The following is a 20,953-nucleotide window of genomic DNA, read 5'->3' on the forward strand; positions in this document are numbered from 1 at the left end:
TTAGCCTCGCGCTCCGGACGGCGGCAATATGCGAAGGTCCCCTACTTCGCCCCGAATGGCAGCCGGGGGTCCACGTTCTGGCCCTTCCAGGTCTGGCGGACCCAGCCGTGGTGCGGGTCATCGCTGATGAGCCAGTCCCGCACGCGGCCGGGTCCGGCCATCACGTTGAGGTAGTACATGTCATAGCCGGGCGCGGCCATGGCCGGGCCGTGCCAGCCGTACGGGACCAGCACCACGTCGCCGGTGCGGACTTCGGCTGCAACGTCGATGGGCCGGTGGTCGGAGGCGTAGACCCGCTGGTAGCCGATGGCGTCCGCATTCTCGCCCGGGCCCCGTGGAACCGGGGACGTCGGCCACCCGCGTCTCGAAGTAGTAGATCTCCTCGAGCCGGGTCTCGCCTTCCTTCTCCTCGTCGTGCTTGTGGGGAGGGTAGGAGGACCAGTTGCCGGCGGGCGTGAGGACCTCGCAGACGATGAAGCGGTCGGCTTCCAGCGCGGCAGGGGTGCCAAAGTTGTGGACCTGGCGCGAGCAGTTTCCGGCTCCGCGCAGTTCCACGGGCGTCTCCGCCGCGGTGATCAGGCGGGTGGGGTACCGGACCTTGGCGGGGGCCGTGGCGATGGCCACCCGTCCGCCGTCGGACGACGTGACCGTGACAGCCTTGTCCGTCCCGGTGTACAGCACGTCGGTGGGGCCGCTGAAGACGCTGGCCCGCCCGGCAAGCGGGTAGTCCAGCCCGTCGACGGACGCCGTGAACGCCCCGCTCAGCGGGATGACAATGCGTTCTTCAGCTGCAGACGGAAGTTCGACGGCGGCGCCCGGCGCCAGTGTGGCCACCTTCAGGCCCGTGTGTTCCCAGCCTTCCACGGCAAGTTTCGAGTCCGACGTTCCCAGCGAAACGTCCCAGCAGTCTTCGGCTGCACTGCCCAGGGGGTATACCCATTCAGCCATAGGTTCATGTTCCTTTCGGATGTGTGGTGGTCGGTCCGGCACGCGACAGCCCGGCGCAAGGGCAGCCGCTACAGGCCTAACGCTGTGCAGGCATAACGCCGTGCGGGCCTAGCGCTGGACCAGTGTCATTTCGAAGCTGTAGGAGTCACCACGGTAGACGTGGTGGCCGGTCTCCACGTTCCGTCCCGTGTCATCGACGGCCGTGCGTTCCATGGTGACCAGGGCGGAGCCGGCCTCGGTTTCAAGGAGCGGAGCCTGGTAGTCGTTGGCCACCATCGCGCCGATGCGCTGCGTGGCCAGGCGGAAGTTGACGCCGCCGCTGCGCAGGATGCTGTACAGGCCCTGCGTCTTCAGCAGGTCCTCGTCGAGGTGCGTGATGTCGTCGCGCACCCAGTTTTCCATCAGGGCCAGCGGCTTGCCGCCCACCTTCCGGAGCCTGGTGAAGTGGTAGACCTTGGCCCCGGCGGAGAGATGCAGGGCCTCCCGGGTGGCGGCGTCGGCCTCGATGTGCGCAAAGGTGAGCACCTCGGTGGTGGGCTTGCTGCCGTTGTTGGTCAGGTCGTCGTACAGGCTGGACAGCTCAAGCGGGCGGCGGACTTGGCTCGACACCACCTGCGTGCCGACACCCCGCTTGCGGACGAGCAGCCCCGAACGCACCAGTTCGTCCATGGCCTTGCGCATGGTGGGGCGCGAGAGGTTCAACTGGGCGGCGAGATCGATCTCGTTCTCCAACCGGCTGCCGGGTTCCAGCAGGCCTGTGTGGATGGCAGCTTCAATGCCCTGGACGACCTGATGGTACAGCGGCACCGGCGACGAGCGGTCGATGCTGAGGTGTAGTCGGTTCGCCATTGAGTGCTCCCTTTGTGCTGCAGGTTCCTGCGTCCAGAAGCCTGTATGTCAGTGCATGTCCGATTGTTAGGACATACTCTGATTTTGATCATAGCAGGGAGCCGCCGGCAGTCAAGGAGCCCGGCGGTCAGGGGGTGCGGCAGGCCTCCACGAACTCTCGGAACGGGGCAAGCCGTTGCTCCTCGGTCAGTTCCAGGGCCTCCGGATGCCACTGCACCGAGGCAACCCACCGATCGGGATCCTCCAGCGCCTCCACCGTGCCGTCATCCGCCACCGCGGTCACCAGCAGCCCCGGCGCCACCCGGTCTACAGCCTGATGGTGGCCGGAAGCGATCTTGACCTCAATGGCGCCTGCATCATCCGCCGCTGCCTCATCCGCGGCCGCACCAGCATCGGCCGACGCCGTCCCGCCGGGTTCCGGATTTGCGGCGCCGGCGTACATCTTCGCCACCTTGGATCCGGGGCTGATCGTCACCTCGTGCCAGACCCAGGGCCTGTTGGCCGCTGCCGGGATCTGGCGGTGCGGCACCGTACCCGGCGTCATGTCCTGGACCAGCGTCCCGCCATACAGGACGTTGAGCAGCTGGTGCCCGCGGCAGATTCCCAGCACCGGCGTGCCGGCATCAAGCGCGCGACGCGCCACCGCGATGTCCAGCCGGTCCTGCTCCGCGTTGACGTCATAGAGGGAGGGCCCCGGCTCCTCGCCGTAGAGGCGCGGGTCAACGTCGCCGCCGCCGGGAAGTACGACGCCGTCAAGCGCCATGGGCGCGTCCGCCGCCTTAACGCCGTCGGAAGTTCCGCCGTCGGCCCTTCCACTGCCGGGTGCGCCGCCGCCCGCCGTTTCACTGCCGGGTGCGCCGTTAAGTCCGCCCTCCAGCGACTCGGGGGTGAGCAGCACCGGCTCCCCGCCGACATCGCGGATGAGGCTGACGATGCAGCCGAAGAGGCTGTTGGCCTTTGCCACCCGCGGGTCCGGATCCTCCGCCGAGTTGCTCAGCCGGACGGGAATCCCGATCCGCGGCCGGCGCACACCGCCCGGCACCGCACTCTGTGTCGCGTCTGCATCCGGGCCCTGCGTTGTGTCTGGGGTCTGCCCTGTTCCTGAATTCCGCGTTGAATTCTGCATCCTCAAATTCTGCCCCATCTCAGGGCGGTTTAGGCTGGGCCCGCAAATTACCGCATTCTCAACACCGTCACGGAGTTCGAGGAGGGCCGCCGGATCGCCTGGCGCCACTTCTACGGGCATGCGTGGCGTTACCTGCTGAAACCGCCACGGACAGCGGCGGCGTGCCCGGAATGCTCGTGACCGAACGGTGGGATGCGCCATGCCTGCGGCAAGTTCCTGTTTCGGCTTGCCGGCTATCTGGGCCGCCGTCCGGGGAATATCGACAGGACGCTCGCCAGACTGGACTCATAAGTGACGGCCCAAGCCACAAGCTGACGCACTTCGCGCCGTTTTTACTGCGTCTGCCCCGGTTTCGGTAGTGTTGGGAGCAATAGGCAAGGCGAAAGTAGGGCAGTCGGTGGGGCGCAGGACACTTGTTGACGACCTCGTTGACGGTCTGCTGGACGACATACTCGACGGCAGGCTGAAGCCGCATGATGCATTGCCGCCGGAAGCCGACATCGCCAAGGCCTATGACGTCAGCCGGTTGACCGCCCGCGAAGCGCTCAAGGCACTCCGGGCGCAGAACATCCTTTACGTCAAAGCGGGCCGCGGGACGTTCGTGAATCCGGCAGACAACTGGACCGGTCTCGACGCGATCATCAAGGCTGCCTCGCACGGCAACGCGGACGACCAAGTTTCCCGTGGTCTGATCGAGGTCCGGCGCATGGTGGAAACCGGCGCCGCCGCGCTCGCCGCCAGACGTCACACCCCCGAGCATGCCGAGGAGATGCGGGCGTCCGTCGCGGACATGAAGCGGTATCACCAGGCCGGAGACCTTGACGGGTTCGTGGCGGCGGACATTGCCTTCCACGACACCGTTCTGAAGGCTTCCGGCAACCCGTTTGTCCGCGCCCTACTGGCCCAGCTGGGCCAGTCCCTCTACCGCGCCCGCCGCGAGACTTCTGCCATCGAGGAGATCCAGCGCCACGCCATCGCCTTCCATCAGCGCGTGCTGGAGAGCATCCTCACCGGCGACGCCGAGCTGGCGCGCAAGGCGATGGACGAACACATGGACCAGACCTTCGAGGACTACGAACGTTACGTTCACGGCCAACGCTCCTAGGCTCCGGCTATTCCTGGGTCCTGACTTCTTCCGGGTCCCGATTTTCTGCTGGTCCACCCGTCCCCTCTGCCGACCTTCCACGCGCCACCCGTTTCATCTTGACGTAATGCGCGTCACCCTCCTATGCTTTTGGTCATGTTCTTCCGTCAGATGTCTGACATCAGATAATTCGGACATAATCACTGAACCGGACAGAAACCACCACAAAGACAAGCAGCGGATTCCCACCGCGAAGCCGCCGGGCCGGGAACCGCCAGACAGAAGGTCGATGATGACTTCATTAACGACAAAGTCCTCCGGACTCGGCGAGCTTGGAGACCGCACGCTCCGCAAGGTCCGCCGCCGCGTAATGCCCCTGATTGTCCTGCTCTACTTCATCGCGTACCTGGACCGAAACAACGTCGGCTTCGCCAAACTGACCATGAGCGAGGACATTGGCCTGAGCGCCGCAGCCTACGGACTGGGCGCCGGCATCTTCTTCCTCGGCTACGCCGTGCTCGAAATCCCCAGCAACGCCGGCATGTACAAGTTTGGCGCCCGCAAATGGCTGGCCCGCATCCTCATCACCTGGGGCATCTTCGCAGCGGCAATGGCCCTGGTGAACGGCGAATCCACCTACTACATCATCCGCTTCCTGCTCGGCGCCGCCGAGGCCGGCTTCTTTCCCGCCATCCTCTTCTACCTGACTCTGTGGTTCCCGGCCGCACAGCGCGTCACCGTGCTGGGTATCTTCATCCTGGCCCAGCCCATCTCCAACGCGCTGGGTGCGCCTGTTTCCGGCCTGCTCCTCCAGATGGACGGCGTCATGGGCCTGCACGGCTGGCAGTGGCTCTACATTATTGAAGGCATCCCCGCCATCCTGCTGGGCGTGCTGACCCCCTTCCTGATGACGGACCGCCCGCGTGACGCCAAGTGGCTCAACGCCGACGAACGCGAATGGCTCGCCACCACCATGGACGCCGAACTGGCAGCCAAGTCCAAGGGCAGCAGCCATAACTTCCTGGCCGGCCTCAAGGACAAGCGAACCATCGTCTACTCGGCCCTCTACTTCGGCCTGGTCTGCGGTATCTACGGCCTCGGACTCTGGATGCCCACCATCGTGGCAGCCCTGGGCAAGTTCTCCACGGCAGAGGTCGGATTCATCGTCCTCATCCCGTACGCAGTGGCTGCAGCCTTCGTCTACTTCTGGAGCAAGCGTGCTGACAAGACCGGCAAACGTGCGTGGCACAGCGCCGTCAGCATGGTCCTGGCCGGTTTGGGCCTGCTCGCCGCCGGTTACCTGCTTCCGGTCAGCCCGATCCTGGCACTCATCGCCCTGACCGCCGCGGCCATGGGGATCTACGGAGCCATTGCCCCATTCCTGTCCATGCCGTCCGCAGCGCTCACCGGCGCAGCCGCAGCCTCCGGCCTGGCCATGGTCAACTCACTGGGTAACCTGGGCGGATTCGTCGCCCCTTACGCAGTGGGCCTGCTGAAGGACGCCACCGGCAACAACCAGAGCGGCCTCCTGTTCCTCTCCTTCTGCCTGTGCGTCACAGCTGTGGCCACCTACCTCTATGCCCGCAGGCGCCCGGAAGGCGATGCGGCGCTGGATCCGGCAGTCAAGGCCGCCGCAAACGTTCCGGCCAGCCACTAAAGACCCATCCCAGAACCACCCGAAGGAATACCCGCAATGAGCTCAATCACCCCTTTCCCCGCCGAGCGCACCGTTGTGCTGACCGGCGCGGCGTCCGCCCGCGGCATCGGCCGCGCAGCAGCTGACCGCATGGCCAGCGAAGGCTGGTCCATCGCGATCCTGGACATCAACGCCGAGGACGCGAAGGCCGCCGCCGCGGAGATCGGGTCCAACCGTGCCGTGAAGGCTATCGGCGTCGGCGCCGATGTCTCCGACGAAGCATCCGTGGACCGGGCGATCACTGAGATCGAAGCATCGCTGCCGCCGATCGTGGCTCTTGCCAACCTGGCCGGCATCAGCTCCCCGACCCCCTTCATGGAAACCACGGTTGCGGAGTGGGACAAGGTCTTCGCCATCAACATGCGCGGCACGTTCGTTGTTTCCCAGCGGGTGCTCAAGGGCATGATCGAACGCAAGCTCGGCCGCATCGTGAGCATCTCCTCCATCTCCGCCCAGCGCGGTGGCGGCACCTACTCCAAGGTGGCCTACAGCGCCTCCAAGGCCGGCATTATCGGCTTCACCCGAGCTCTGGCCCGCGAAGTCGGCGAGTTCGGCGTGACCGTGAACGCCATTGCACCGGGTCCGATCGACACCGACATCATGGGCGGCACGCTGACCGAGGAGCGCAAGGCCCAGATGTCCGAGGGCATCATGATGGGCCGCGTCGGTACCCGCGAGGAAGTGGCTGCGCTGATCTCCTTCCTGCTGGGTGCGGACTCGGGCTACATCACCGCCGCCACCTACGACATCAACGGCGGCCTCCAGGTTTCCTAACCGGTTTCCTGACCCGTTCCTGATTTATCCGAAGTGCCCCGCCGGGATACCCGGCGGGGCACTTCGTCTTTGGGGTCCGGCTCCGGCTCGGCACGAGTTTCCGGCCACCGGCAGAACACCGCACTAGGCTGGGCAGCATGAACCCCTCCGGCAGCCTGAACCCCAGCCCGCGGACCCTTGAGGTGGACAGCATCGACAGGTTCGACCGGCTGGTAAACGCCGGGGCCAAGGCGATGCATGGCTGGCACGCACAGTCGCTTGACCTCCGTGGACGGGGCACTGCCCTGGCAGCCCTGGACGCTGAGGGCGCGGTTTTCCTGGGCTGCACCTTCGACCCGGGCGTGGAGGCTTCACTCCGCAGCCGGGGCGCGCTGATCTTCCCGCGGCTCACCGGCGTTCCTTTCAATCCGTACCGGGCAGGGCTCTACACCCCGCAGGAACTGTACGCAGGCATCGTCGATGAACCGTACGAGAAGACACCCGACGCTTTGGTCTACCAATGGAGCATGCGGCCTGGCCAGCGGAACCGCCTCGATTCCACCCTCGCGGCAGCCCTGCACGATCACGCCGTCGGCGATGCCCTGGAGGAATTCGTCCGTACCCTCAACAGCGGTGGCCGTTCCATCGTCGGGGTCATGGGAGGCCATGCCCTGCAGCGGGGGACCGGCGGCTTCGCCGCCGCTGCCACACTGGGCCGGCTCCTGGCCCGCCGCGGCCACCTGGTGGCCACCGGCGGAGGTCCAGGGGCCATGGAGGCCGCGAACCTGGGTGCCTACCTCAGCACGGCCGACGACGAGGACTTCCACGGTGTGCTTCGAGAGCTGGCGGCCGTCCCCGGCTTCCGCCCCTCGGTGTCCGCCTGGGCACGTGCTGCGGCAGCCGCCGTCGGACGCTTTCCGCGCGGGACCGCGTCCCTCGGCATTCCCACCTGGTTTTACGGCCACGAACCGCCCAACTATTTCGCCACCCACATCGCCAAGTACTTTGCCAATGCGGTCCGCGAGGCAATTCTCCTGGAGGTCTGCAACGCAGGGATCGTGTTCCTGCCGGGTGCGGCGGGTACGGTGCAGGAGATCTTCCAGGACGCCTGCGAGAACTACTACGGCGCCCCGGAGGCCATGACCCCCATGGTGCTGGTCGGCAGGGAGCACTGGGAGCAGCGGTTCCCGGCCTGGCCCATGTTGCAAAGCCTCGCCGCGGGCCGGGCAATGGAACAGCGGATCTTCCTGGTGGACAGCGTGGATGAGGCGCTCGCTGTCCTCGGCGGATGAACGCACCGGGGGTAAACCCGGCTGCGGGAACCGGCAGCGGGGACCGGCTGCGGAAAGCGCAAAAGGCGGCGCCGGGCCTGCCGTCTAGACGGAGGGCGGCCTACAGGTCCTTGCGGCAGGGTGTCTTGCCGAGCCGATAGAGGCCATTCAGGTCGCCAGCCGCAAGGCCGTCGGGGCGCCGATCTCCGGATACATGAGCTGTACGGGGTCGTTGACATGCTCGAGCCCCATTACGTGGCCCAGTTCGTGGAGGATGACGGCGGTGGCGTAGGCGGTGCCGTCGGGGCGTTCCAGTTCCGTAGCCATCTGCGGGGCATCCAGCTCCAGGCTGCCGGTGACATAGCTCTTGGGCCCGTCCCCGTAGCGGTAATGGGTGCTGCCACCGGTGCCGATGACCTTGCCGCCCAGCTTGGGGGTCACGTCCGGCGTGGTCCAGCTGATGAGCAGGGGTGCCCAGCGCTCGCCGTAGGCCTCGGGCTGGTAGGGGGCACGCTGGGCCGAGGGCTGCTCGTCGGTGGCGCCATCGTCGACAAACTGGATGCCGGTGGCCTTGGAGACGGCCTGGATTGCCAGGGGAACAAGGCCTGCTGCACCCTCCGGCGCAAGGCTGGCATTCACCACGTAATGCAGCGGACGGCATGGCGAGTAGCCCACGGCGGAGCCGTCACTGTTTACGGCCAGAAACTTGTACGAGTTGCTGGGCTCCAGAGGTGGCTCCGGTTTGCCCAGGGGAGTGGCTGCCTCCTCGCGGCCCGGCGGGGGTGCGCCCGCGGTACCGCCTGGGCCAACAGACGCACCGGTCTCAGCCCCTCCAGACTGTCCGCCCAGCCCGGGTTGCCCCGCCTGCCCGGCCGGATCCTGCCCAGCATGATCTTGGCCGGAATCATCCTGCCGGGACGCGGACTGGTCCCCGGAACCGATGCGGAAGTTCAGCGCACCGGCAAAGCGGGGGTCCCCATACGCCATTCCCGCCGCGAGGAACGCCGCACAACCAAGGGCAGCGAGCACGATCAGGCGGCGGATGAACCTCGCCGCCGCGGTGGCCGGACCCAAGTGGCGCGGCTGGTGCCGGCGTTGAATGTGACCGGGGTTTTGACCCTCCACTGCACCCCTTTCACGGCAAACAGGCCCACTTTACAGTTCAGCTCACCAGGCAATGAAACCGGCTGGGCGATCCGGGAGGATCAGGCTGTCCCTCAATCAGGCGATGACAGCGCCAAACGCCATGCCCAGGAGGTACGTGACGCCTGCCGCTCCAAGACCGATGGCGAGCTGCCGCAGTCCGCGGGTCAGCGGCGAGGTGCCGGACAGCAGGCCGACGGTGCCGCCCGTGGCCAGCAGCGCGATGCCCACGAGGACTGCCGCCACGATGAGGGCGCCGATCCCGGTCATGCCGAAAAGGAAGGGAACGATGGGCACGATGGCGCCCGAGGCGAAGAAGCAAAAGCTGGAGAGCGCGGCGCCCCAGGCAGTGCCCACGGCTTCGTGCTCGTCCGGGGTCTCGGGCAGTTCGGGATGGAGCGAGAGGCTTGGATCGCAGTCGCACGTGAAAAGGCCCATGCGCTCGGCCACGCGGTGTTCGGCCGCCTCGCGGGACATGCCGCGGGCCAGGTAGACCAGCAGGAGCTCGTTGTGTTCGATGTCCAGCTGGGGTGCCGCCACCAGCGTCACCTGGGTGGGACGTGTGGCGTCCAGGAGCTCGCGCTGGGAACGGACCGACACGAATTCGCCGGCGCCCATGGAGAATGCTCCGGCCAGGAGTCCTGAGATGCCGCTGAGCAGGACCACGCCGCTGCCAACGCCCGTGGCGGCCATGCCCATGACCAGCGCGAGGTTGCTGACCAGGCCGTCGTTGGCTCCGAACACGGCGGCGCGGAACGTGCCGGCCAGCCGGTTGCGGCCGCGTGTTGCCAGGCCGCGGACTACTTCCTCGTGGATCTGTTCGTCGGCCGCCATGGCCGGGGTGGCGGACGGTTCCCTGGTGTAGGGGGAGCGGCCCTCGGCCCGCTGCGCCAGCGCGAGCACAAACACGGACCCGAAGTGCCGGGCGAGGAAGCCCAGAAGGCGGCTGCGCAAGGAAGCGTGCCGGGGCTTGCCCGTGTGCTCGCCCAGCAGCTTCAGCCAGTGCGCCTCGTGCCGGCCTTCGGCTTCGGCGAGGGCCAGAAGGATGGCGCGCTCTTCGCCCGTGCGGTTCTGGGCGAGGTCGCGGTAGACGGCGGCCTCGGCCCGTTCGTCGGCGAGGTACTGGCGCCAGCGCTTGATGTCAGCGGCGCTGGGTTCCGGACGGGCTGCGGCGCCGTTCGTCGAGGCGGCGCTGGCTGCGGCGCCGTTTGTTGAGGCCGACGCGTTGCCGGTGGCGTGGGGGTCAGATTTGGCGTGCTGAGACACGGGAACTCCTGGGTAGATGGGACGTGATGCGGCCCCATTGCATCGCCCACTTTACCGCGTATTTCCGCGGTTTTTCGGCCGGTAACCCTTAGCCAATAGTTTAGGGAAACCTCAATAACTCCGGCCGCACGAGCCAAAGCCGCCGGCCCGTCCGAACGCCCTTGACCGCCTGCACCCGCGGTGATCTGATGAAAATGTGCCCTGCCGACGGCGGGTACGGAAGTCCAACCACACGGAGGTCTGCCTGATGAACACCAACGGATCGCGCCCCGAGCCGGACACCCGCCACACCATCGAGTCCGATCCCGCCTACGACTTTGCCGAGGACGCGCCGGTGGACGAAGACTGGGACACCGAAGATGAGTTCATCGACTCCGAGGAAAGGGTTGTTCCTGTCGCACCCGAAGCGGTTGACGGCGACGAGCGGGTAGTGTCGCTGGACACCGACGAATTCCGTGAGGACGAAGGCTACGAAGAATAGGGTCCCACGCCTAAACCCCGGCGCTTAGGGCCGCACGCTTAAACCACGACGGCGGTGCCTTCCCCGCGAAGGGAAGGCACCGCCGTCGTAGTTAATTCAGTTTGCCTAGTGCGCCGCGTGGCTGGCCACGGGGTGGGAGTCCAAGGGCAGTTCCTCGGAAACCGCTCCGGCAACGCGACGGTCCCAGGCCTCGCGGACCTCGGGATCCGTGGGCGGCGTGAGGTAAGAGACCACGATGTAGACGAGCAGCGAAGCGGCGAGGCCCCAGTAGATGGGATCGTTGGCGTAGACGCCGTCTTCGCTCGGGATAATCCCTATTGCGTAGGCGATCAGCAAAGCCAAGGTCAGGACCGAGCCGACGGCCATGGACCAGGCGGCCGCGATGCCGGTGCCGCGCTTCCAGACCAGGCCGCCGAGGATGGCTACCAGCAGGCCGCCCACGAGGATGTCGTAAGCGATGGTCAGGGCCACCACGACGTCCTGGGCTGCCATGGAGATCAGCACGGCCACGATGCCCAGACCCAGGACCCAGTAGCGGTTGGCCTTGACGTCGTGCTCGGGGTTTTCGGTGTCGTCGGTGTTGATCGTCTTGCCGAACCAGCTGGCCACGAACGGCACAACGTCGGCGCGGGCCACCGTTGCAGCGGCGATGAGGGCGCCGGAGGCGGTGGACATCATGGCGGCGACGGCAGCGGCCATGACCAGGCCGCCGATGCCGATCGGCAGGATGTGGGTGGCAACCTCGGCGTAGACAACGTCCTTGCCGAGAGTGGCGACGTCGATGTCGGGCAGGGCCACCCGGGCGGCCAGGCCGATCAAGGCGCCGGCGACGCCGTACAGGATGCAGTAGACGCCAGCGGTGGCGCCGCCCCAGCGGGCCACGGTGGGGGTCTTAGCGGTGAAGACGCGCTGCCAGATGTCCTGGCCGATCAGCAGGCCAAGTGTGTACACCACGAAGTACGTGATGATGGTCTGCACACCGATGCCGTCGAGCTGGAAGAAGCTCGCGTCAACGCGGGCACGGATGCCGTCCAGGCCGCCCGCGGCGTTGAGGACGAACGGGAGCATGAGGAAGAAGATGCCGACGGTCTTGATGATGAACTGCACCTGGTCGGCGAGGGTGATGGACCACATGCCGCCGATGGTGGAGTAGACCAAGACGATTGCGCCGCCGACGGCGATGGCGAGCCAGCGCTCCCAGCCGAAGAGGACAACGAAGATCGTGGCGTAGGCGCCCGTGGACGTGGCACACAGCATGAGGGTGTAGGCCAGCATGACGATGCCGGAGGTCTGGGTGGCGCGCTGGCCGTAGCGCAGGGACAGCATCTGGGAGACGGTGTAGATTTTCAGCTTCTGGATGGTGCCGGCGAAGAGAAGGCTCAGCAGCAGGACGCCAGCGCCGATCGCCACCACGAGCCACATGCCCGAGATGCCGAACTTGTAGCCCAGGCCGACGCCGCCAACGGTGGAGGCGCCGCCCAGGACGACGGCGGCCATTGTCCCGGTGTAGAGGAACGGCCCCAGGCGGCGGCCGGCCACAAGGAAGTCGCTGTTGTTCTTGGTGCGGGACTTGCCCCACCAGCCGAAGGCCAGCATGGCGGCCAGGTAGACCACCACGATGGCGATATTGACGAAACTTGCGTCCATGATTTGGGGATCCTTGGAGCTTTGGCAGCTTGCGGGCCGAGCAGGGAAACGGGCTGACCGGAGGGCTGCGCTGAATGGAAATCGGGGGGAACGCTGGGTTCCTTGCTGGGCGTCGCCTGTAGGAGTTGTTTCACAAGCAACACTTGTTGCATAGAAGCGTAGGCTGTGATTCGGGTAACAGTCAAGACGCAAAGCTCCGCAGCGCGGTTTGCCCCGCGTCACAGAAGGGCGGTGCCGATAATATGACTCCAATGATGGGGCCGGGCGGCCGGCCGTGAAAGGTTCGTAAATGAAGGCACTTCCAGTTGAGCCGAGCAATGTTCCGGTTGCCATCGGTTCAAGAATCCGTGCCGCGCGCCAGTCCCAGCGGCTCACCATAGAGCAGGTGGCTGACGCCACCGGGTTAACCAAAGGCTTTCTCAGCCGCGTGGAACGGGACCTGACCTCGCCCTCCGTGGCGTCCCTCGTAACTCTGTGCCAGGTTCTGTCAATCTCCATTGGCGATCTGTTCGCTGCGCCGGAAACACACCTGACCAAGCGGGACGCCGGTCCCCGCATCTCCCTCGGCGGTGAGGGGATCGTGGAGCGGCTGCTGACCGCGCGGTCCGAACGGCGCGTGCAGATCATCCAGGCCGTCATCGATCCGCGGGGCCGCGGCGAATCGGAACTGTATGCCGTTGACTGCGACGTCGATGTCCTGCATGTGATCAAGGGGACCATTAAACTCATCCTCACCAACGAGGAGTATGAGCTGACCACCGGCGATACCGTCACCTTCCCGGGCCGGGAACCTCACACCTGGGTCAATCCGACCGATGAGCCCGTCGAGGTTCTCTGGGTGCTGGTGCCGGCTGCCAGCCAGTAGCGCTCTTTGGAATCGGCCCGGGCCGCCTGGTTGGCGGTCCGGGCTTTTTTCTGCCTCGGTGGTGTTTCTTGTAAACACCCGGTGCACATTGGGCAACTTCGCGTGTATGATGGCTGTCACAACCCACCCTGGACAATTCATCCTCGAAGGAGAGGCGTTCCTTTTGGAAGAGCTGCGCATCGAAGCCAACGGCAACCTTGGCCCCATCGATTCATCCCGTATTCCCCGTTACGCCGGGGCGGCAACCTATGCCCGGCTGCCGCGCCTGGACCAGGTGGCCAAGTCCGACATCACCGTGGTGGGAGTGCCCTTTGATTCCGGCGTCTCCTACCGCCCCGGTGCCCGCTTCGGCGCCAACCACGTCCGCGAGGCCAGCCGGCTGCTCCGCCCGTACAACCCGGCCTGGGACGTCAGCCCGTTCGAGAACTGCCAGGTGGCCGACGCCGGCGACATGGCCGTGAACCCGTTCAACATCAACGAGGCCATCGAGACCATCCAGCAGAACGCCCTCGACCTGACGGCGGGCGGGAGCAAGCTGCTCACGCTGGGCGGTGACCACACCATCGCGCTGCCGCTCCTGCGCGCAGCAGCCGAGCGTGCCGGCGGCCCCATCGCCATGCTGCATTTCGATGCCCACCTGGACACCTGGGACACCTACTTCGGTGCGGAGTACACCCACGGAACGCCGTTCCGCCGTGCCGTGGAGGAGGGCATCCTGGACACCGAGGCCATCAGCCACATCGGCACCCGCGGCCCGCTGTACGGCAAGAAGGACCTCGACGACGACCACCGCTTCGGGTTCGGCATCGTCACCTCCGCGGACGTTTACTACCAGGGCGTCCTTGAGACTGTGGCCAAGGTCCGGGACCGGATCGGAGACCGTCCGCTGTACATCTCCGTGGACATCGACGTTTTGGACCCCGCCCACGCGCCCGGAACCGGCACGCCGGAAGCCGGCGGCATCACCAGCCGTGAGCTGCTGGAGATCATCCGCGGCTTCCGCGGCATGAACCTCGTCGGCGCCGACGTCGTTGAAGTGGCCCCGGCCTACGACCACGCCGAGATTACCGGCGTGGCCGCCAGCCACGTTGCCTACGAACTGGTCACCCTTATGGCGGACAATACCGTCGCGGGCGACCGCTTCGGTGCCGAGACCGGCTACGCGGCCCAGGCGCTGGGCCGCGAAGCCCGCCGTCCGGCAGGGTTCGCCGCAGCCTCGCCCGCGCCGGCCGGCAACGGCGCTGTCCGTGCCGCTGTGGGGGAGTACTCCAAGTGACCGCCGTCGAGTCCGGCGCGGCGTCTGCTCCCGCAGGGGCAGGCGACGGTCCCTCGGGAGCAGGCGCTGGGACCGGTGTCCGCAACGGCGGGGATCTCGTCGTCGAGACCCTGGAGGCGCTGGGAGCGAAGACGGTGTTCGGCATCCCCGGCCAGCACGCGCTGGGCCTCTTCGACGCGATGGGTCGGGGCAACCTTAAGTTCGTGTCCTCCCGCCTGGAGAACAACAGCGCCTTCGCCGCCGACGGATACTCGCGGGCCACAGGGGAGGTGGGCGTGCTGTTCCTGTCCACCGGGCCGGGCGCGCTGACATCTCTGGCCGGGCTGCAGGAAGCCTACGCCACGGGGGTGCCCATGGTGGTGGTTGCCAGCCAGATCCCCCTCGAGGGCCTGGGCGCCCGCCGGAAGGGCATGCTGCACCAGCTCGATGACCAGAAGGCGTCGGCCGCGAATGTCACCAAGAGCCAGCGCCTGATCCAGCACGCGTCCGGTATTCCGTCCGCCATCCAGGACGCCTGGACAGAGGCGATTTCCTCGCCGCAGGGCCCGGTCTGGCTCGAGGTCCCGCAGAACGTGCTGCTGGACCCCATCATGGTGCCGCCCGTGGAGGATGCGCTGGCCGAAGCGGCGGACAACCCGCCGCGCGTCGAGCTTGTCCGGGAAGCCGTGAAATGGCTGTCGACGGCGGAACGTCCCGCCATCATCGCCGGCGGCGGAACCCGCCGGGGCCGAGCGGAAAAGTCGCTGCTCTCGATCGCGGAAAAGCTCCGGGCTCCCGTCATTTGCACGCCCGGCGGCAACGGGGCCTTCCCGTGGAACCACGAACTGTCGCTGCAGTCGTGGATCGAGGACCGGCACATGACGGACCTCCTCGAGGACGCTGACGTCCTGGTGGTCATCGGCTCCTCCCTCGGCGAGGTCACATCCAATTACTTTACTTTTGAACCGCGCGGCAGGATCATCCAGATCGACGCCGAACCGCGTGTGCTGGAATCCAACCGTCCCGGCCTGGGCATCAGGGCCGACGCCGGCCAGGCACTGGCTGCCCTCGACGAATCACTCACGGAGCCGCACGGCGAACGCGCCAACTGGCACGGGACCTCGCCGGAGGACCTCGTCCGCGAGTCGCTGCGCAAGGTGAAGGACCGGCTGGAATCGCAGGACCTGGCCAAGGAACTGACGTTCATGGCCGATATCCGCGAGGCTGTTCCGGCAGACATGCAGACATTCTGGGACATGACCATCTCGGCGTACTGGGGCTGGAGCTGCTGGGACGCCCGCGAGGGCCAGTTCCACTCCGCCCAGGGTGCCGGCGGCCTTGGCTACGGCTTCCCGGCAGCGATCGGCGGTGCCGTGGGCCTGGAAACCGTGGGCAAGTCCGCGGCTTCGGCCCGCGTGCTAGCTGTCTCGGGAGACGGTTCGGCCATGTACTCCATCGCCGAACTCGCCACCGCCAAGCAGCACAACGTCCCGGTCACCTGGCTGATCGTGGACGACGGCGGCTACGGCATCCTGCGCGAATACATGGTGGGCGCCTTCGGCAAGGCCACCGCCACCGAACTCGCGCGGCCGGACTTCGTGAAGCTGGCCGAATCCTTCGGCGTTCCCGCCACCCGGGTGGCACCGGAAAACGTGGGGGACGCGCTCAAGGCGGGCTTCGCCGCGGACGGCCCGAACGTCGTCGTCGTCGAAACACTGCTGAAGATGTTCGCACCGACCCACCTGGACGGCTAGCCACCGCCCCTTCAACGCTCTTCCAGCGCGAACGGACACTTGAGCACCCGCCCGCAGCGCGAACGAACACTTGGGGCCCCATTTCCACCCGGAACTGGGGCCTCAAGTGTCCGTTCGCGCTGCTGCCTTTTAACCGGCCCAGACGCCTGACTGCATTGCTTAGTTTCCTAAAGCAACCATTTCTTGCTATAGTTGCCTAAGGCAAGCAATAAGGGGCAAATCCACCATGGCAGTTGAGCCAAACACAGCGGCCGAACTCGTGCGGCAGATCTTCGACCTCCAGCGCGCCGTCCGGTGCGTGGCCGTCTCCAACTCGCGCGGCCTGGAGGCGGGAGTTGCCCTGCAGGGCGTCCTCCGCTTCGTGGGGGAGAGGGAATCCCGCGCCACGCACCTGGCCGCACGGCTGGGCGTCAGCGCGCCCGTCCTCAGCCGGCACATCGCAGAGCTTGAGGAACTCGGGCTGGTCCACCGCAGGCCCGACCCCGACGACGGGCGGGCGCAGTTGGTCGCCCTGACGGACGCCGGCCGCGCGAAGCTCGTTGAGATCGAGGATCACCGCGTAGCCACCCTGCAGGAATTCCTGCAGGACTGGAGCCAGCAGGACGCCGAGGAGACGGCGAAAGTACTCTCCAAACTCGCGGAATCCCTTCGGGAATCCGCCCGGGCAACGACGGCCGGCCCCATCGCAACCACTACCAAACGCAAGGAGCAGTTCATTGGCTAGCCACGCTGCCGTCCCCGCGACGGCCACGTCACGCCCTTCGGCCCACCCGCCCCAGGCCCCCATGACGCACCGGCAGATCATGGAGGCCCTCACCGGGCTCCTGGCGGCCTTCTTCACCGCGATCCTCAGCAGCACCATCGTGGCCAACGCGCTGCCCACCATCATGTCCGAGCTCAAGGGCACACAGACGGACTTCGCGTGGGTCATCACTGCCGCATTGCTGGCCAACGCCGCCACCACGCCGATCTGGGGCAAACTCGCTGACCTGTTCGACAAGAAGGTCCTGGTCCAGCTCAGCATCGTGATCTTCGTGGCCGGATCGGTGATGGCCGGCCTGTCGCAGACCATCCCGCTGCTGCTGACGGCCCGCGTTGTCCAGGGCATCGCCATGGGCGGCCTGACTGCCCTGGCCCAGGCGATCATCGGCTCCATGATTCCGCCGCGGGACCGCGGAAAGTACTCCGGCTACATGGGCGCAGTCATGGCCGTCGGCACGGCCGGCGGGCCGCTGCTTGGCGGTTTCATCGTTGACAGCCCGCTGGGCTGGCGCTGGACGTTCTTCGTCTGCGTTCCGCTCGCCGTCGTCGCACTCATCCTGCTGCAGATCACCCTCAAGATCCAGCACGTCAAGCGGCCGGCCAAGATCGACTGGCTCGGCTCCATCCTCCTCACCACCGGCGTCAGCCTTCTCCTCATCTGGGTATCGTTCGCCGGAAACCCCGACTACTACGACTGGTGGTCCTGGCAGTCGGCACTGATGGTGGGCGGCGGTGTCGCCCTGCTGGCACTGCTTCTGGTGGTGGAATCAAAGGTCTCGCAGCCCATCATCCCGCTCAAGATCATCTCCGAGCGCACCACCGCCCTGGCCATCTGGGCCTCCGTGGCCGTGGGCGTGGCAATGTTCGGCTCCTCGACCTTCCTGGGCCAGTACTTCCAGGTGGCACGCGGCGCAACACCCACCGAGGCGGGCCTCCTGACCCTGCCCATGATCACCGGCAACCTGATTGGCTCCGTGCTTTCCGGCCAGCTCATTAGCCGAACCGGCAAATGGAAGCGCTACCTGATCGCCGGGTCGGTCCTGCTGATCGGCGGGCTGGGCCTTGCCGGCACCATGGACCACACCACGGAACTGTGGCAGTCCGGCGTCTTCACCGCGATCCTGGGCCTCGGGCTCGGCATGCTCATGCAGAACCTCGTCCTGGCCGTACAGAACACCGTCAGCGCCAGCGACATCGGCACGGCCAGTGCGTCTGTAGCTTTCTTCCGTTCAGTGGGCGGTGCGGTTGGCGTGTCCGTGCTGGGTGCGATCATGAGCAACCGGGTCAAGGAACTGGCCACCCAGGGGCTTGCCGACGCTGGCATCCGGGCAGGCTCCGGCGCTTCCGGCGCCAGCCTGGACCTGGCCGACATGCCTGCCCCGATCCGGGACATCATGCGGGCGGCCTACGGCGATGCCACGGCAGAGATCTTCCTGATTGCCGGTGCCATCGCGGTTGTTGCCCTTATCGCCGTGCTCCTGATCAAGGAACAGCCGCTGCGCCGGACCGTTGATATCCGACCCGATGCTGCTGCTCCGGCTTCCGCTGATTCCGGTGCGGGGCCCGCCCGGGACTCCGAACAGGGTTCCGGGCTGCCCGCCGCTGAGTATTCCGACGACGACCTCGAGCGTGAGTTCGCGGAAGTGCTGACCCGCCAACTGGCCGACGATGCCAAGGAGCCGTCCTACCCCGGCAGGCAGCGGCTGGCGGAACGCGTCCTGCCGATGAACGAACCGCCGGCGCGGGCCCGGACCATGCTGGCCGAGAAGCACAACCAAACTGCGGACCTGGTGCCGCTCATCCAGGAAACGCAGGGGCTTCTCGCGGAACAGCAGCTTCAGCTGGCCAAGGCACTGAGCGCCGTCGCCCGGCAGGCCGAGCAGCAGCGGATCATCGCGCAGGAGCAGGCCCGGGTAGGCGCCGAACTGAAGGCACTGAGCCGGCGGCTGGCCAAGGAACGAAAGCTCCAGAGCGCCGCCGCACACTACATCGCCTCGCACGGCAAGCATCGCGGCGAATAGGCCCGCGCGGACGGAGTTCGTGTACAGATAATGGCCGCAAAGCCAATATCTGTGCACAGACCCCGGTTAAGCGGCAGGGCGTACGACGTCGGCGACCCGCTTGGAGGGCTTAAGTGTCTGTGAGGATTGTGGCGGGAGTGAGCCGGCGTCGTCCGTTGGGATGATCTTCGCCCGCGACGTTTCGCACGGGCAACAGATTTCGTAGAGTTGGAAGGCTTTGGCTGTCAGGCCCGTCTGCTATTACTTCTCCTAACTCATTCGCGCTCTCCCGAAGGATCCGTGAGCATGCTCGTCACCCTCATACGGCGTTACTCCAGACCGTATTTGCCGTACATTTTGGCTGTCATCGCCTTCCAGCTGGCATCCACCATTGCGGCGCTCTACCTGCCCAGCCTCAACGCCCAGATCATTGACGAGGGCGTCTCCCGCGGCGACACCGATTTCATCTGGCGCACAGGGGCCGTCATGCTCCTCGTGGCCTTCCTCCAGGTGGGCGCCGCCGTTGCCGGCGTCTACTTCGGATCGAAGACTGCCATGGCGGTGGGCCGCGACCTTCGCCGCGGAGTTTTCCGTAAGGTGACCAGCTTCTCGGCCAAGGACGTCAACTCGTTTGGCGCGCCCACCCTGATCACCCGCGGCACGAACGATGTCCAGCAGGTCCAGATGCTGGTGCTGATGGGCCTGAACTTCATGGTGTCCACGCCGATCATGTGCATCGGCGGCATCATCATGGCCCTGCGCGAGGACATCAACCTGTCCTGGCTGGTCTGGGTCTCGGTCCCCATCCTCATTGTGGTGGTCGGATACATCGTGGTGCGCCTCATGCCGCTGTTCCGCTCCATGCAGAAGAAGATCGACCGCATCAATGAGGTCCTGCGCGAGCAGATCATCGGCATCCGCGTGGTCCGCGCCTTCGTCCGGGAACCGTACGAAACCGAGCGCTTCGGCCAGGCCAACAAGGAACTGACGGACGTATCGCTCAAGATCGGCGCGCTGTTCGTCCTGATGTTTCCTGCCATCGGCATGATCCTGCACCTGTCCACCGCGGCCGTGCTCTGGTTCGGCGGCCAGCGGGTGGACTCCGGCGACATGCAGGTCGGCTCCCTGACAGCGTTCCTGCAGTACCTGCTCCAGATCCTCATCGCGGTGATGATGGGCACCTTCATGGCCATGATGATCCCGCGCGCGTCCGTCTGCGCGGACCGCATCGGCGAGGTACTCGACGTCGAACCGTCAATCCATGACCCCGAGCGGCCGGTCACCCCGGGACAGCTGGAGGGCGTGGTGGAGTACCGCAACGTCACGTTCGCCTACCCCGGAGCCGAGGCCCCGGTCCTGAGCAACATCAGCTTTACCGCCCGGCCGGGGGAGACCGTGGCCATCATCGGCTCCACCGGTGCCGGCAAGACCTCCCTGCTCTCGCTGCTGCCGCGGCTCTACGACGTTGCCGACGGCGAAGTCCTCCTCGACGGCGTCCCCGTCAGCCAGCTGGACCGGGCGGAAATCACCAGGCGCGTTGCCCTGGTTCCGCAGCGGCCATATCTGTTCTCCGGAACCATTGAGCACAACCTCCGCTTTGGAAAGCCGGAGACTACCGACGACGAACTCTGGGATGCGCTGCATGTGGCCCAGGGCGACGGTTTCGTGAAGGAAAAGAAAAACGGGCTCGCGTCCCGCATCGCCCAGGGCGGCACCAACGTCTCCGGCGGCCAGCGCCAGCGGCTGTGCATCGCTCGCGCCCTGGTGACCAGGCCAAAGGTCTACCTGTTCGACGACTCCTTCTCGGCGCTCGACGTCGCCACCGACGCCCGGCTGCGTGCCGCGCTCAAGCGCACCACCGCTGATGCCACCGTCATCATCGTGGCGCAGCGCATCTCCACCATCACGGAGGCGGACCAGATCCTTGTGCTGGACAACGGCAGGATCGTGGACCGCGGAACGCATGAGGAGCTCCTCGAAACGTCGCCCACCTACCAGGAAATTGTTGAGTCCCAGCTGAGCGTGGAGGAAGTGGCATGAGCGCCGACAACAA

At 66.3% G+C, this 20,953-nt stretch carries 16 protein-coding genes and 1 pseudogene; 11 read left to right on the forward strand and 6 right to left on the reverse strand.

Going from position 1 to position 20,953, the window contains the following annotated elements:
• Nucleotides 1-41: 41 nt before the first annotated feature.
• The 3 genes and pseudogenes from iolB to QFZ23_RS05650 form a co-directional block, all read right to left on the reverse strand.
• Nucleotides 42-948 (reverse strand): annotated as a pseudogene (gene iolB, locus QFZ23_RS05640) (5-deoxy-glucuronate isomerase).
• Between the two features lie 108 nt (nucleotides 949-1,056).
• Nucleotides 1,057-1,797, reverse strand: a complete 741-nt coding sequence (locus QFZ23_RS05645) for a GntR family transcriptional regulator (protein WP_306921158.1) — start codon at nucleotides 1,795-1,797, stop codon at nucleotides 1,057-1,059.
• Between the two features lie 127 nt (nucleotides 1,798-1,924).
• Nucleotides 1,925-2,923, reverse strand: coding sequence for a gamma-glutamyl-gamma-aminobutyrate hydrolase family protein (locus QFZ23_RS05650; RefSeq protein ID WP_306921160.1), 999 nt, complete (start codon nucleotides 2,921-2,923; stop codon nucleotides 1,925-1,927).
• A gap of 397 nt (nucleotides 2,924-3,320) precedes the next feature.
• On the opposite strand from QFZ23_RS05650, the gene QFZ23_RS05655 reads away from it, so the two are divergent.
• The 4 genes from QFZ23_RS05655 (at nucleotide 3,321) to QFZ23_RS05670 (ending at nucleotide 7,748) form a co-directional block, all read left to right on the forward strand.
• Nucleotides 3,321-4,028, forward strand: coding sequence for a FadR/GntR family transcriptional regulator (locus QFZ23_RS05655; protein WP_306926683.1), 708 nt, complete (start codon nucleotides 3,321-3,323; stop codon nucleotides 4,026-4,028).
• Nucleotides 4,029-4,296: 268 nt separating this feature from the next.
• On the forward strand, nucleotides 4,297-5,664 hold the full coding sequence (locus QFZ23_RS05660; RefSeq protein WP_373427850.1) for an MFS transporter: 1,368 nt from the start codon (nucleotides 4,297-4,299) through the stop codon (nucleotides 5,662-5,664).
• A 36-nt stretch (nucleotides 5,665-5,700) separates the two neighbouring features.
• Nucleotides 5,701-6,477, forward strand: a complete 777-nt coding sequence (locus tag QFZ23_RS05665; RefSeq protein WP_306921161.1) for an SDR family NAD(P)-dependent oxidoreductase — start codon at nucleotides 5,701-5,703, stop codon at nucleotides 6,475-6,477.
• A 137-nt stretch (nucleotides 6,478-6,614) separates the two neighbouring features.
• Complete coding sequence (locus tag QFZ23_RS05670; protein WP_306921162.1) at nucleotides 6,615-7,748, forward strand: LOG family protein; 1,134 nt, start codon at nucleotides 6,615-6,617, stop codon at nucleotides 7,746-7,748.
• A 147-nt stretch (nucleotides 7,749-7,895) separates the two neighbouring features.
• On the opposite strand, the gene QFZ23_RS05675 is transcribed toward QFZ23_RS05670, so the two are convergent.
• Together QFZ23_RS05675 and QFZ23_RS05680 are read right to left on the reverse strand one after the other, a co-directional pair.
• Nucleotides 7,896-8,801, reverse strand: coding sequence for a matrixin family metalloprotease (locus QFZ23_RS05675; RefSeq protein ID WP_306921164.1), 906 nt, complete (start codon nucleotides 8,799-8,801; stop codon nucleotides 7,896-7,898).
• 147 nt (nucleotides 8,802-8,948) lie between these two features.
• Nucleotides 8,949-10,136: a VIT1/CCC1 transporter family protein gene (locus QFZ23_RS05680; protein WP_306921166.1), complete on the reverse strand. Its 1,188-nt coding sequence runs from the start codon at nucleotides 10,134-10,136 to the stop codon at nucleotides 8,949-8,951.
• A 247-nt stretch (nucleotides 10,137-10,383) separates the two neighbouring features.
• Between QFZ23_RS05680 and QFZ23_RS05685 the strand changes: the two genes are divergently transcribed.
• On the forward strand, nucleotides 10,384-10,617 hold the full coding sequence (locus tag QFZ23_RS05685; protein WP_306921168.1) for a hypothetical protein: 234 nt from the start codon (nucleotides 10,384-10,386) through the stop codon (nucleotides 10,615-10,617).
• A gap of 105 nt (nucleotides 10,618-10,722) precedes the next feature.
• Here the strand turns inward: QFZ23_RS05685 and QFZ23_RS05690 are convergent, their stop codons facing one another.
• Nucleotides 10,723-12,264, reverse strand: a complete 1,542-nt coding sequence (locus QFZ23_RS05690) for a sodium:solute symporter (RefSeq protein WP_306921170.1) — start codon at nucleotides 12,262-12,264, stop codon at nucleotides 10,723-10,725.
• A gap of 289 nt (nucleotides 12,265-12,553) precedes the next feature.
• Here QFZ23_RS05690 and QFZ23_RS05695 point away from each other — a divergent pair, with 289 nt between their 5' ends.
• The 6 genes from QFZ23_RS05695 (at nucleotide 12,554) to QFZ23_RS05720 (ending at nucleotide 20,940) form a co-directional block, all read left to right on the forward strand.
• Nucleotides 12,554-13,129: a helix-turn-helix domain-containing protein gene (locus tag QFZ23_RS05695; RefSeq protein ID WP_306921172.1), complete on the forward strand. Its 576-nt coding sequence runs from the start codon at nucleotides 12,554-12,556 to the stop codon at nucleotides 13,127-13,129.
• Between the two features lie 163 nt (nucleotides 13,130-13,292).
• Nucleotides 13,293-14,405 (forward strand): agmatinase, encoded by a 1,113-nt coding sequence (speB, locus tag QFZ23_RS05700; RefSeq protein ID WP_306926687.1) that lies wholly within the window; start codon nucleotides 13,293-13,295, stop codon nucleotides 14,403-14,405.
• A complete protein-coding gene (locus tag QFZ23_RS05705) occupies nucleotides 14,402-16,138 on the forward strand; it encodes a thiamine pyrophosphate-binding protein (protein ID WP_306921174.1) in 1,737 nt (578 codons plus the stop codon). Before speB ends, QFZ23_RS05705 begins: the two co-directional genes overlap by 4 nt.
• A gap of 226 nt (nucleotides 16,139-16,364) precedes the next feature.
• Complete coding sequence (locus QFZ23_RS05710; RefSeq protein WP_306921176.1) at nucleotides 16,365-16,862, forward strand: MarR family winged helix-turn-helix transcriptional regulator; 498 nt, start codon at nucleotides 16,365-16,367, stop codon at nucleotides 16,860-16,862.
• Nucleotides 16,855-18,921, forward strand: a complete 2,067-nt coding sequence (locus QFZ23_RS05715) for an MDR family MFS transporter (RefSeq protein WP_373427851.1) — start codon at nucleotides 16,855-16,857, stop codon at nucleotides 18,919-18,921. Before QFZ23_RS05710 ends, QFZ23_RS05715 begins: the two co-directional genes overlap by 8 nt.
• A 285-nt stretch (nucleotides 18,922-19,206) precedes the next feature.
• Complete coding sequence (locus QFZ23_RS05720) at nucleotides 19,207-20,940, forward strand: ABC transporter ATP-binding protein (protein ID WP_306926690.1); 1,734 nt, start codon at nucleotides 19,207-19,209, stop codon at nucleotides 20,938-20,940.
• Nucleotides 20,941-20,953 lie beyond the last annotated feature (13 nt).

Origin of the sequence: Arthrobacter globiformis (assembly GCF_030818015.1) — a bacterium.
Lineage (GTDB): Bacteria > Actinomycetota > Actinomycetes > Actinomycetales > Micrococcaceae > Arthrobacter > Arthrobacter globiformis_C.

What these genes read in the sequence shown, in the direction of transcription:
- QFZ23_RS05690 (WP_306921170.1), bottom strand. Translation starts at nt 12,264, where the DNA reads ATGGACGCAAGTTTCGTCAATATCGCCATCGTGGTGGTCTACCTGGCC.
- QFZ23_RS05695 (WP_306921172.1), top strand. Translation starts at nt 12,554, where the DNA reads ATGAAGGCACTTCCAGTTGAGCCGAGCAATGTTCCGGTTGCCATCGGT.
- QFZ23_RS05720 (WP_306926690.1), top strand. Translation starts at nt 19,207, where the DNA reads ATGCTCGTCACCCTCATACGGCGTTACTCCAGACCGTATTTGCCGTAC.
- QFZ23_RS05710 (WP_306921176.1), top strand. Translation starts at nt 16,365, where the DNA reads ATGGCAGTTGAGCCAAACACAGCGGCCGAACTCGTGCGGCAGATCTTC.
- QFZ23_RS05650 (WP_306921160.1), bottom strand. Translation starts at nt 2,923, where the DNA reads ATGCAGAATTCAACGCGGAATTCAGGAACAGGGCAGACCCCAGACACA.
- QFZ23_RS05660 (WP_373427850.1), top strand. Translation starts at nt 4,297, where the DNA reads ATGATGACTTCATTAACGACAAAGTCCTCCGGACTCGGCGAGCTTGGA.
- QFZ23_RS05645 (WP_306921158.1), bottom strand. Translation starts at nt 1,797, where the DNA reads ATGGCGAACCGACTACACCTCAGCATCGACCGCTCGTCGCCGGTGCCG.
- QFZ23_RS05670 (WP_306921162.1), top strand. Translation starts at nt 6,615, where the DNA reads ATGAACCCCTCCGGCAGCCTGAACCCCAGCCCGCGGACCCTTGAGGTG.
- QFZ23_RS05665 (WP_306921161.1), top strand. Translation starts at nt 5,701, where the DNA reads ATGAGCTCAATCACCCCTTTCCCCGCCGAGCGCACCGTTGTGCTGACC.
- QFZ23_RS05685 (WP_306921168.1), top strand. Translation starts at nt 10,384, where the DNA reads ATGAACACCAACGGATCGCGCCCCGAGCCGGACACCCGCCACACCATC.